This is a genomic window from Amycolatopsis sp. NPDC051106, assembly GCF_040682775.1.
GTDB lineage: Bacteria > Actinomycetota > Actinomycetes > Mycobacteriales > Pseudonocardiaceae > Amycolatopsis.
Window position 1 is genome coordinate 159,820 of sequence record NZ_JBFBBQ010000003.1, and the last position, 11,421, is coordinate 171,240.

12 protein-coding genes are annotated in these 11,421 nt (G+C 73.2%); 7 read left to right on the plus strand and 5 right to left on the minus strand.

Annotation, left to right across the window (positions count from 1 at the left end; all coding sequences use genetic code 11):
• Positions 1 to 172: 172 nt before the first annotated feature.
• Together AB0M83_RS04015 and AB0M83_RS04020 are read left to right on the plus strand one after the other, a co-directional pair.
• Positions 173 to 892, plus strand: a complete 720-nt coding sequence (locus tag AB0M83_RS04015) for an adenosylcobinamide-GDP ribazoletransferase (RefSeq protein ID WP_364512367.1) — start codon at positions 173 to 175, stop codon at positions 890 to 892.
• 31 nt (positions 893 to 923) lie between these two features.
• Positions 924 to 1,625: a YafY family protein gene (locus tag AB0M83_RS04020; protein WP_364512107.1), complete on the plus strand. Its 702-nt coding sequence runs from the start codon at positions 924 to 926 to the stop codon at positions 1,623 to 1,625.
• Here the strand turns inward: AB0M83_RS04020 and AB0M83_RS04025 are convergent.
• From AB0M83_RS04025 to AB0M83_RS04045, 5 genes are all read right to left on the minus strand, one after another.
• Positions 1,609 to 1,974: a VOC family protein gene (locus AB0M83_RS04025; protein WP_364512110.1), complete on the minus strand. Its 366-nt coding sequence runs from the start codon at positions 1,972 to 1,974 to the stop codon at positions 1,609 to 1,611. The genes AB0M83_RS04020 and AB0M83_RS04025 overlap by 17 nt on opposite strands.
• An 84-nt stretch (positions 1,975 to 2,058) precedes the next feature.
• Positions 2,059 to 3,105, minus strand: coding sequence for an Rv2231c family pyridoxal phosphate-dependent protein CobC (cobC, locus tag AB0M83_RS04030; protein WP_364512113.1), 1,047 nt, complete (start codon positions 3,103 to 3,105; stop codon positions 2,059 to 2,061).
• A complete protein-coding gene (locus AB0M83_RS04035; protein ID WP_364512116.1) occupies positions 3,092 to 4,429 on the minus strand; it encodes a cobyrinate a,c-diamide synthase in 1,338 nt (445 codons plus the stop codon). The genes cobC and AB0M83_RS04035 overlap by 14 nt, the downstream gene beginning before the upstream one ends.
• Positions 4,423 to 5,037, minus strand: coding sequence for a cob(I)yrinic acid a,c-diamide adenosyltransferase (cobO, locus tag AB0M83_RS04040; protein WP_364512119.1), 615 nt, complete (start codon positions 5,035 to 5,037; stop codon positions 4,423 to 4,425). The genes AB0M83_RS04035 and cobO overlap by 7 nt, the downstream gene beginning before the upstream one ends.
• Positions 5,037 to 6,989 (minus strand): putative cobaltochelatase, encoded by a 1,953-nt coding sequence (locus AB0M83_RS04045; protein WP_364512122.1) that lies wholly within the window; start codon positions 6,987 to 6,989, stop codon positions 5,037 to 5,039. The genes cobO and AB0M83_RS04045 overlap by 1 nt, the downstream gene beginning before the upstream one ends.
• Before the next feature lie 67 nt (positions 6,990 to 7,056).
• Here AB0M83_RS04045 and cbiE point away from each other — a divergent pair, with 67 nt between their 5' ends.
• From cbiE to bluB, 5 genes are all read left to right on the plus strand, one after another.
• Positions 7,057 to 8,208 (plus strand): precorrin-6y C5,15-methyltransferase (decarboxylating) subunit CbiE, encoded by a 1,152-nt coding sequence (gene cbiE / locus AB0M83_RS04050; RefSeq protein ID WP_364512125.1) that lies wholly within the window; start codon positions 7,057 to 7,059, stop codon positions 8,206 to 8,208.
• A gap of 64 nt (positions 8,209 to 8,272) precedes the next feature.
• Positions 8,273 to 9,034, plus strand: a complete 762-nt coding sequence (cobM, locus tag AB0M83_RS04055) for a precorrin-4 C(11)-methyltransferase (protein ID WP_364512127.1) — start codon at positions 8,273 to 8,275, stop codon at positions 9,032 to 9,034.
• Positions 9,031 to 10,047, plus strand: a complete 1,017-nt coding sequence (locus AB0M83_RS04060) for a Gfo/Idh/MocA family oxidoreductase (protein WP_364512130.1) — start codon at positions 9,031 to 9,033, stop codon at positions 10,045 to 10,047. The genes cobM and AB0M83_RS04060 overlap by 4 nt, the downstream gene beginning before the upstream one ends.
• The gene (locus AB0M83_RS04065; RefSeq protein ID WP_364512133.1) at positions 10,044 to 10,763 is read left to right on the plus strand and encodes a cobalt-precorrin-6A reductase; all 720 of its coding nucleotides are present in this window, start codon (positions 10,044 to 10,046) and stop codon (positions 10,761 to 10,763) included. The genes AB0M83_RS04060 and AB0M83_RS04065 overlap by 4 nt, the downstream gene beginning before the upstream one ends.
• A complete protein-coding gene (gene bluB, locus AB0M83_RS04070) occupies positions 10,760 to 11,419 on the plus strand; it encodes a 5,6-dimethylbenzimidazole synthase (RefSeq protein ID WP_364512136.1) in 660 nt (219 codons plus the stop codon). Before AB0M83_RS04065 ends, bluB begins: the two co-directional genes overlap by 4 nt.
• The last annotated feature ends 2 nt before the right edge of the window (positions 11,420 to 11,421 follow it).

Genomic DNA, 11,421 nt, shown 5'->3' on the forward strand with positions numbered 1-11,421 from the left:
CACCCAAAGTGGCGTTCGGTGCGTCCCACGCACCCAAAGTGGCGTTCGGTGCGTCCCACGCACCCAAAGTGGCGTTCGGTGCGTCCCACGCACCCAAAGTGGCGTTCGGTGCGTCCCACGCACCCAATGTGGCGTTGGGGCGCTCGTGAGCCGCTGGGGCGACTCCGTGCGGATGGCCGTCGGGACCCTCACCACCGTTCCCGTCCCGGCGCCCCGCGTCATCGATCGGCGCGTCGCCGGGGGTGCCATGGTGCTCGCGCCCCTCGCCGCCGTTCCGCTCGCCGCGGTCGCCGGGCTCGTCGTCGCCGGGGGGATCGCGCTCGGCCTTCCGAGGATCGCCATCGCCGCGCTCGCCCTCGGGGCCGTCGCCCTCGGGAGCCGGGGTCTGCACCTCGACGGGCTCGCCGACACCGCCGATGGCCTCGGGGCCTCCTACGACCGCGCCAAGGCCCTCGACGTCATGCGCCGCGGGGACTCCGGGCCCACCGGGGTCGCGACGCTCGTCTTCGTCCTGCTCGTCCAGGTCGGCGCGCTCAGCCAAGCCGGCCATCCGATCACCGCCGTCGTCGTGAGTGTGCTCGTCGGGCGTTGCACGCTCTCGATGGCCTGCGCGCGCGGGGTGCCGTCCGCGCGGCCCGAGGGGCTGGGGGCGACCGTTGCCGGCTCGGTCTCGAGAACCGTCGCTGCCGGGATCGCCGTGGCCGCCGCCCTGGCGAGCGCCCTGATCCCGGGGACGGCCTGGTGGCGGGGCCCGCTGGCCGTGGCGATCGCCTACGTCGTGGCGGCGGCCCTCCTGGCCAGGTGCACCCGGCGCCTCGGCGGTGTCACCGGCGACGTCCTCGGCGCCGGGGTCGAGGTCGCCGTCGCCGCCTCGCTGATCGCGCTCGCGTAAAACGTCGTACCCCCCGCCTAAGGTCCGGACCGTGAACCGGACCGACCGTCTCTACGCCCTCGTCGAAGAACTGCGCGCCGTCGCGCCGCGGCCCCGCAGTGCGCGCTGGCTCGCGAGCCGGTTCGAAGTCAGCACCCGCACCGTCGAGCGCGACATCAGCGCGCTGCAGCAGTCGGGCACGCCGATCTACGCCGAACCCGGCCGCACCGGCGGGTACTGCCTCGACAAGGCGCGCACCCTGCCGCCGGTCAACCTGACCCCCGGCGAGGCCGTCGCGATGGCCATCGCCCTCAGGCGGCTGGAAGGCACGCCCTTCCGCACCGAAGCGGGCTCGGCGCTGCGCAAGCTCGTCGCCGCGATGCAGGAGGACGACGCCGCCGCGGCCGAGGCCCTGGCCGGCCGCGTCCACTTCCTCACCGACACGGGCAGCCTCCCGCCGCTCCCCCGCGTGCTGGCCGACGCGCTCGTCACCCGCCGCGTCCTGCGCATCGGCTACGGCGATCGCGAAGGCGCCGAGACGCGGCGGGACATCGAACCGCTGGGGTACGTCGGCAAGCCGGCGCACTGGTACCTCGTGGCCTGGTGCCGGCTGCGCGAAGAGGTCCGCGCCTTCCGCACCGACCGGATCACCTCGGTCGCGGTCACCGCCGAGGTGCCCCCGCCCCGCCCGCTGCGGCGCGAGGACCTCGACATCCCCTACGGCGTGGTCGAGCAGCTCACTTTGGCGGAGTGAACACCGAGAAGTGGTTGCCCGCGGGGTCCAGCACGTGCGCGAACGTCACGCCGACGGGGTTCACCGCCACCGGCCGCTGCACCTTCCCGCCGGCCTCCTCGACCCGGCGGCACGTGGCTTCGACGTCCTCGACGAGCACGGTGAACACCGCGTAATCGGGCATTTCGCCCTTGGTCGCGAAGAGCCCGCCGCGCGAACCGCCGGTGTCGACGACCCGGTAGGCCGCGTCGGTGCTGGCCGAGTCGTCCTGCGCGACGGCCCAGCCGAAGACGTCGCCGTAGAACCGTTCCGCGGCCGCCGGGTCGGCGGCACCGATTTCGAACCAGGCGACGTCGTTGAATCGGGGCATGTCGTTCCTTCCACTGCGCCGCCAGGCGTTTCCCGGCGGCGACACCCACTTTGGGCGGTGGTGGCGACAGCCCCCTGTCGGTGTTTAGGAAACTTCGCGCAGCGCCGCCAGGAACGCGTCCGTCGTCGCGCGGTCGCGGACCGCCAGGCGCAGGTGGTCCGGGCCGAGCCCCGGGAACGTGTCGCCGCGGCGCACCGCGTAGCCCGCTTCGCGCAGCCGCGCCCGCACCGCAGCGCCGTCCGCGATCCGGACCAGCACGAACGGGCCACGCGGGTCGCCCAGCACCGCGACACCCGCGTCAGCCAGGCCGGACACCAGGTACTCGCGGTCCGATTCCGCCGCGACCGCCAGCTTCTCCGCTTCCTCCAAAGCGGACGGACGGCAGCACGCCACCGTCGCCACTCCGGCCAAAGTGGACACCGACCACGGCACCTGCACCGCCCGCAGCCGCTCGACGACGTCCGGCGAAGCGAGCACGTACCCCGCCCGCAGCCCGGCCAGGCCCCACGTCTTCGTCAGGCTGCGCAGCACGACGACGCCCGGGACACCGGCGGCCAGGCTTTCACTTTCGCCGGGGACCGCGTCCAGGAACGCCTCGTCGACCACGAGCAGCCGGCCGGGACGCGCCAGCTCGAGGAGTGAAGCCGCCGGGTGCAGCACCGACGTCGGGTTCGTCGGGTTGCCCGCGAACACCAGGTCGGCGTCGTCCGGGACCAGCGCCGGGTCGAGCACGAAACCGTCCTCTTCGGACAGGATCACGCGCGAGACGGCGTGGCCGGCCGTCCGCAACGCCGCTTCCGGCTCGGTGAACTGCGGATGTACGACCACGGCGTGCCGCGGCCGGAGCGCCGAAGCCAGCAGCGTGAACGCTTCCGCCGCGCCCGCGGTGACCAGGACTTCCGACGGGGGACGGCCGTGGCGCGCGGCGACCGCGCACTCAGCCTCCACAGGGGACGGATAGGCCGCCAGGGAATCCAAAGCGGACGCCAGCTCCTGCCGCAGCCACGCGGGCGGGCGCGGCAGCCGGACGTTCACGGCGAGGTCGACCAGCCCCGGCCCGACTTCGCGGTCGCCATGGTGGTGGAGGTCATAGGTGTTCCCTCCCGCGGAGGCGGAATCAGACACCGGCATGGGCCCGGACCCGCGCCGCGAACCGCTGAGCCAGCTCGGGGTACCCGGCCCAGTGGACGTGCAGGTAGGACGCGTGCAGCGTCGGCGACGCGAAGCCGTCCAGCTGCCGGTCCCAGCCCCAGGCCGCCGAGGCGCCGTGCGACGGCGTGACCTCGGTGCGGTGGAACTCGTGCCCGGTGACGCGCTGCCCGGCCGTGGCCAGGACGTTGTCCCCGACGGCGACCGCGCGCCGGTAGCCGAGCTTGCCGCGCGCGGTCATCTTCGCGTCCGCGGGCACCGCGCCGACCATCGGCACGCCGTCCAGCGACTGGCACAGGTACAGCAGGCCGGCGCATTCCGCGCTCACCGGCATCCCGCGTTCGATCGCCGAAGCCACCTCGAGCCGCAACGACGTGTTCGCCGACAGTTCCGCCGCGTGGACTTCGGGGAAGCCGCCGCCGAAGTAGAGACCGGCGCATCCCTCGGGCAGCGTCTTGTCCCGCAGGGGATCGACGTCGACCACGTCGACGCCGCACGCGGCCAGCAGCTCGACGTTCTCGGTGTAGCGGAACGTGAACGCGGGACCGCCCGCGGCCGCGACGGTCACCCGCGGACCGTCCACACCGGACGGCTCCCACAGTGGCACGGAAAGGGGGGACGCCGCCGAAGCGATCCGGACGATCGCTTCGAGGTCGACCCCGTCGCGCACCCAGGCGGCCAGCGAAGGCAGCACGCGCTCGGCTTCGGCGGACCGTTCCGCCGCCGGGACGAGCCCGAGGTGCCGACTCGGCGCGTGGATCTCTTCGTTGCGGTACAACGCTCCCAGCAGCGGGACGCCGGTGGCCTCCAGCGCGGCCGCGATCTCGTCGAGGTGCCGCTGCGAGCCCAGCTTGTTGAGGACGACCCCGGCCAGCCGCACCCGCGTGTCGTAGGAAGCGAACCCGAGCACGGTCGCCGCGACACTGCGCGACGCCGCCGACGCGTCCACCACCAGCACGACCGGTGCGTCCAGGAGCCGGGCGACGTGCGCGGTCGAGGCGTAGCCCTCGGTGCCGAGAGCGCCGTCGAACAGGCCCATCACGCCCTCGATGACGGCGATGTCCGCACCGGCGGAACCGTGACGCAGCAAGGGGATCAGCCGGTCTTCGCCCTGCAGGAACGGGTCCAGGTTGCGCGCGGGGCGTCCGGTCGCGAGGGCGTGGTAGCTCGGGTCGATGAAGTCGGGGCCGACCTTGTGCCCGGAGACGCGGTGCCCGGCCTCGCGCAGCGCCGCCATCAGCCCGGCGGCGACCGTGGTCTTGCCGTGTCCCGAACCGGGCGCGGCGATGACCACGCGCGCTACCACTCGATCCCCCGCTGACCCTTCTGGCCCGCGTCCATCGGGTGCTTGACCTTGGTCATCTCGGCGACCAGGTCGGCGGCTTCGACCAGCTCCGGCGGCGCGTACCGGCCGGTGATGACGACGTGCTGGTGCCCGGGCCGCGAGACCAAAGTGGACACGACGTCATCGACCTCGAGCCAGCCCCACTTGAGCAGGTAGGAGAATTCGTCGAGGACGTAGAAATCGTGCGTCTCGGCGGCGAGCCGGCGCTTGATCTCCGCCCAGCCCTCACGCGCGTTCGCCGCGTGGTCCTCTTCGGAGCCGGACTTGCGCGCCCAGCTCCAGCCCTCGCCCATCTTGTGCCACTCGACCGGCCCGCCCTCGCCGGTGTCGTCGTGCAGCTTGCCGAGCGCGCGGAACGCGGCTTCCTCGCCGACGCGCCACTTCGCCGACTTGACGAACTGGAACACGCCGATCGACCAGCCCTGGTTCCAGGCACGCAGGGCCATCCCGAACGCGGCCGTCGACTTGCCCTTCATCTCGCCGGTGTGCACGGCGAGCAACGGCCGGTTGCGGCGCTGGCGGGTGGTGAGCCCGTCCTTCGGGACGATTTCCGGTTTTCCCTGCGGCATCAGGCGGCCTTCCCGGTCCGGGCGCGGACGGCGCTCGCGAGGGACTCGGCGGCGACCTCACCCAGGGGGACGTGCTCGGCGCCGAGGTGGGTGGCGAGATCGGCGGCCAAGCCGAGCCGCATCTTGCCGCTTTCGCAGTCCATGACGATGGCGGTGACACCGGCGAGCAGGCCGGCCGCGGCCTGGGCGCGCGCGACGGCGTCGGGGCCGCTGGTGGCGCGGCCGTCGGTGACGACGACCAGCAGCGGGCGGCGCCGCGGGTCGCGGATCTCCTCGACGCGCAGTACTCGCGCGGCCTCCAGGAGGCCTTCGGCGAGGGGCGTCCGGCCGCCGGTCGGCAGGCCTTCGAGGCGGGACGCGGCCGCGTCGACGCTGATCGTCGGCGGCAGCGCGAGCTCGGCGGCGTTGCCGCGGAACGTGACGAGCCCGACCTTGTCGCGGCGCTGGTAGGCGTCGAGCAGCAGCGACAGCACCGCGGACTTGACCTCGCGCATCCGCGCCTTCGCGCCCATCGAGCCGGACGCGTCGACGCAGAACAGCACGAGGTTGCCTTCGCGGCCTTCGCGGAGTGCGAAGCGGAGGTCCTGCCGGCGCAGCTTCAGCCCGGCGCCGTCGCGGCCGCGGGCCTTCTGGTGCGGCGCCGCGGCTTTGACGGTCGCGACCAGGTGCGGCCGCCCGTCCCGGACGCTCGGGGGCTGGACGCCGATGGTGCGGCCGCTGTCGGTGATCGCGCGCGAACGGCGGCCGCGCTCGCCTTCGCCCGTGCCCTTGACGCGGAACACGCGGGCTTTGAACGTCTCGCCGGCGCCGACGGTCTTTTGCTGCCCACCGTTCTGCTTCTGCTGGGGCTCGCCCTGCGGCGCGTCTCCCTGCGGTACTTCTTGCGGCGCTTCCTCGGGCGTCGAACCCGAGCCGGGGCCGTCGTCTTCGGGGCCCGGCTCCGGGGGCTGGGCGTCCTGAAGGGCCTGCTCCAGCTGCTCTTCCGAGATCCCGGGCGCGTCGAAGGGGTTCCGGCGGCGCCGGTGCGGCAGCGCGAGCCGAGCGGCGACGCGGACGTCGTCGGTGGTCACCTCGTCGCGGCCGGCCCAGGCCGCGTGCGCGACCGCGGTCCGCGCGGTGACGATGTCCGCGCGCATGCCGTCGACCTCGAAGGACGCGCAGATCTCGGCGATCTGGCGCAGGGCGTCGTCGGGCAGCTTGACGGCGGGCAGCAGCTTCTGCGCCGACTCGATCTCTTCGGCGAGCCGGGCGTCTTCGCCGGCGTACTGCGCGGCGAACCCGTCCGGATCGGCTTCGTAGGCGAGCCGGCGCCGGACGACCTCGACGCGCTGCTCCGGGTCGCGGCTGGAAGCGACCTCGACGGTCAGCCCGAAGCGGTCCAGCAGCTGCGGGCGCAGCTCGCCTTCCTCGGGGTTCATGGTGCCGATCAGCACGAACCGCGCGGCGTGCGACACCGAGACGCCCTCGCGCTCCACGGTCGCGCGGCCCATCGCGGCGGCGTCGAGCAGGGTGTCGACGAGGTGGTCGTGGAGCAGGTTGACCTCGTCGACGTAGAGCAGCCCGCGGTGCGCGGCGGCCAGGAGGCCGGGCTGGTAGTCGGTGACGCCTTCGCCCAGCGCGCGCTCGAGGTTCAGCGAACCGACGACGCGGTCCTCGGCCGCGCCGACCGGCAGTTCGACCAGTTTCGCCGGCCGCCGGTGGCTCTGCGCGCGATCGTGCGGGCCGTCCGGGCAGAGCGGGTCGGGCGCCGCGGGATCGCAGGAAAACCGGCAGCCGTCCACGACGTCGACGCTGGGCAGCAGACCCGCGAGCGCGCGGACGATGGTCGACTTCGCCGTGCCCTTCTCACCGCGCACCAGCACCCCGCCGATGGCGGGCGAGATCGAGGAGAGAACCAGCGCCAGGCGCAGGTCCGGCAGCCCGACGACGGCGGTGAACGGGTACGGCTTCAACAGCACTCCTGAGGTCGGCGACCGGCCGATCATCGCACAGCGCCGGGCTCGCTTAGGGTGGGAAATCGTGCGCGAAAAATCACGGTTGACGGTGGTCGGGATCGGGGCTGATGGCTGGTCCGGCTTGTCGGAACAGGCCCAAGCTCTGGTGCTCGGCGCCGACGTCGTGCTGGGCGCGCCGCGGCAACTCGCATACCTGCCTTCGGACGTTCCCGGTGAGCCGTGGCCGTCGCCGTTGCTGCCCGGGCTCGACGCGGTCATCGCCGAACACGAGGGACAACGCATCTGCGTCCTGGCCAGCGGCGATCCGTTTTTGTCGGGGGTCGGCACCACGCTCGTGGCCCATGGATACGAGGTCGAGGCGCTCCCCGCGCTCTCGTCGGTGACACTGGCCCGGGCCCGGCTGGGCTGGTCCGCCGAGGAGACCGAGGTGGTGACGCTCGTCGGCCGGTCGTCGGCCCGGGTCGCGCGGGTGCTGGCGCCGGGGCGGCGGGTGCTCGTCCTGGGTGCCGACGCGGCGGCGTTGCGTTCCCTGCTGACCGTGCGCGGGTACGGCGAGAGCGAGCTGTTCGCGCTGGAGAACCTGGGCGGGCCGGACGAGCGCATCTCCGACGGCTGGGCCGGCGACCCCGGACCGCTGACGGTGTTCGCGCTGACGTGCGAGGGGCCGGCGCTGCCCCTGATCGGCATCCCGGACGACGTGTACTCCCACGACGGCCAGCTGACGAAGCGCGATCTGCGTGTCTCGGCGCTGGCGCGGCTCGCGCCGAGCCCCGGTGAGCTGCTGTGGGACGTCGGCGCGGGCGCGGGCAGCGTCGGGATCGAATGGTCGCGGCTGCACGAGCTGAACCGCGCCATCGCGATCGAGCAGAATCCGGACCGCGCCGAGCGGATCGGCCGGAACGCGCTGGACCTGGGCGTTCCGGAGCTGCAGGTGGTGACCGGCCCGGCCCCGGAGTCGCTGAGCGCGCTCCCGGCCCCGGACGCGATCTTCGTCGGCGGCGGCCTGACCGCGCCGGGCGTGCTGGACGCCTGCCTGGCGACGGGGGCGCGGCTGGTGGCGCACGGGGTGACGCTGGAAGCCGAACGGATCCTCGGTGACCTGTACGCCGAGCGAGGTGGTGAACTGCTGCGGATCGCGGTCGAACGCGCCGCGCCGCTCGGGGGGTTCACCGGGTGGACCCCCGCCCGGACCGTGACGCAGTGGAGCAGCCGATGACCGCACATCCGCCCGGACTGAAGGGGCCCTTCCGCGCGGGGCGTGCGGCGGGAGGTGACGGGCGATGACCGTGCACTTCGTCGGGGCCGGGCCGGGGGCCGCGGACCTCATCACCGTCCGGGGCCGGGACCTGCTCGCCCGCTGCGCCGTCTGCCTCTACCCCGGCAGCATGACGCCGCCCGGCCTGCTCGCGTACTGCCCGCCCGAAGCGACGCTGATCGACACCGCGAACCTCAGCCTCGAAGAGATCGTCGGAAAGCTCGTCGAAGCGCACGAAAACGGCCACGAAGTCGTGCGGCTCTGCTCCGGCGATCCCTCGCTCTACAGCGCCGTCGCCGAGCAGGCCCGGCGGCTTGACGCGGCGAACGTCCCCTACGCGGTTGTACCCGGCGTACCCGCCTTCGCCGCTTCGGCCGCCGTGCTGAACCGGGAGCTCACCGTGCCCGAAGTGGGGCAGAGCCTGGTGATCACCCGCGTCCAGGCGCGCTCCACCAAGATGCCGCCCAAGGAAACCCTCGCCGCCTTCGCCGCCACGGAGGCGACCCTCGCGCTGCACCTCGCGATCAACCACGTCGAGCGGGTCACCGAGGAGCTCACCCCCCACTACGGCGCCGACTGCCCCGTCGCCGTCGTCGCGCTCGCGAGCCAGCCCGGCGAGACCGTCGTGCGCGGGGTACTCGGCGAGCTCCCCCAGCTGGTCCGCGAAGCCGGGATGACGCGGGCCGCCACCATCTTCGTCGGCCGGGTGCTCGCCGCCGCGGGCTTCCCCGACAGCTTCCTCTATTCCAGTGCCCGTGACCGGGCGAACCAACCGGAGTCGTTGTGACCGAACTGCGCTGGGGCCTGCTGGCCGCCGGGACCATCGCCGCCCACTTCGCGGCGGGCGTCGACGAGAGCAAGCACGGCACCCTCACCGCGGTCGCGGCGCGCAACGGCGACCGCGCCCGCGAATTCGCCGCCCGCTTCGAGATCCCCAAGGCCTACGGCAGTTACGAAGACCTCCTCGCCGACCCGGACGTCGACGCCGTGTACGTCTCGACGCCGCACGCGCTGCACAAGGAATGGGCCATCGCCGCGATCGAAGCGGGCAAGCACGTCCTCTGCGAGAAGCCGCTCACGATCACCGCCGCCGACGCCGAAGAGGTGATCGCCGCGGCTCGCGCACACGACGTCTTCCTCATGGAGGCGTTCATGTACCGCCTGCACCCGCAGACGCGGCGGCTGGTCGAGCTGATCGCGAGCGGCGCGATCGGCGAGGTCCGCGCGGTCGACACGACGTTCTCCTTCGACAGCAACCCCGAGGAGACCGCCCGCCTGAGCGATCCGGCCCTCGGCGGCGGCGGGATCCTCGACGTCGGCTGCTACTGCACGTCGCTGGCCCGGCTGGTCGCCCAGGCCGCGACCGGCCAGGACGTCGTGGAGCCCACCGAGGTCAGCGGGATGGCCCGCCTGAGCCCGGAAGGCGTCGACGAGTACGCGACCGGCCTGCTCCGGCTGCCCGGGGACATCCTCGCGACGATCTCCTGCGGGATCCGGCTGACCCGCGAGGACGGCATCCGCGTGTTCGGCACGCGCGGGCAGCTGTACGTGCCGCAACCGGCGTGGATCCACCCGCTGCGCGACCCCGGCGTCTCTCGGATCGTCCTGACCCCGGCCGGCGGCGAGCCCGAGATCATCGAGGTCGAAGCGACGCAAGGCGTCTTCGCCCGCGAAGCGGACCACGTCGCCGCGCACGTCGGCGACCGGCAGGCACCCGAGCTGACCTGGGCCGAGACGCTGGCCAACCTGCGCACCCTGGACCGGTGGCGCGAAGCCGTCGGCTACGGAACTCCGCAATGATCCTCGTCCTCGGCGGCACCGGCGAAGCGCGAGAGCTTGCCGAAGACCTCGTAGAACGCGAAGTCCGCGTCGTGTCTTCGCTGGCCGGACGCGTCGCACGGCCGCGGCTCCCCGTCGGCGAAGTGCGCGTAGGCGGCTTCGGCGGCCCGGAAGGTCTCGCCGCCTGGCTGCGCGAGAACAACGTGAAGGCCGTCGTGGACGCGACGCACCCCTTCGCCGAGCGCATCGGTGCCAACGCGGCGAAAGCGGCCGAACAGACGCGAACTCCCCTGCTGCGGCTCGCCCGGCCCGGGTGGGAACCGGGCGAACACGACGTCTGGCACTGGGCGGACGACCTCGAAGACGCCGCGAAAAAACTCCCCGAACTGGGCGAACGCGTCTTCCTCACCAGCGGCCGCCAGGGCCTCCCGGCCTTCGCGCACCTCGACGACCTGTGGTTCCTGATCCGCTGCGTCGACCCGCCCGAGCCGCCGCTGCCCCGCCACCACGAGCTGATCCTCGCGCGCGGGCCGTACGAGGTGGCCGCCGAGCGCGAGCTGCTCCGCCGGGTCGACGTCCTGGTCACCAAGGACTCCGGCAGCACGCAGACCAGCGCGAAGCTGACGGCGGCGCGGGAACTGGGCAAACCCGTCCTCCTGGTCCGGCGGCCGGCGAGACCGGGCACGGAAACCGCCTGCACCGTGGCCGAAGCCGTCGAATGGGTCCTGAACCGATGATCGAAGAGTTCTACGAGGTGCTGCGCAAACGCCGGGACGTCCGCGGCGAGTTCACCGGCGAGCCGATCCCCGAAGCCACCCTGCTGAGGATCCTCGAAGCCGCGCACGCCGCCCCCAGCGTCGGGCTCACCCAGCCCTGGGACTTCGTGCTGGTCGACGACCCCGCGACGCGCGAGACGTTCGCGAAGCACGTCCACGAGGAGCGCGAGGTCTTCGCGGAGCAGCTCACCGAGGACCGCGCGAGCACCTTCGCGAACATCAAGATCGAGGGCATCCTCGAATCGAGCCTCGGCGTCGTCGTCACCTACGACCCGGCCCGCGGCGCGCCCGACGTCCTCGGCCGGCACGCCATCGCCGACGCCGGCCTCTACTCGGTGTGCCTCGCGATCCAGAACCTGTGGCTCGCCGCGACCGCCGAAGGCCTCGGCGTCGGCTGGGTCAGCTTCTACCGCGAGCCGTTCCTCGGCGAGCTGCTCGGCATCCCGGACGGCATCCGGCCGGTCGCGTGGCTCTGCGTCGGGCCGGTGAGCAGGCTGGAAACCGTGCCCGACCTGGAGCGCCACGGCTGGCGCAGCCGCCGTCCCCTGGCCGAGGCGCTGCACCACGGGCGCTTCACGCCGCGTGACCCGGGGGTTGCGTCAGCCGCCGGCGTCTGACC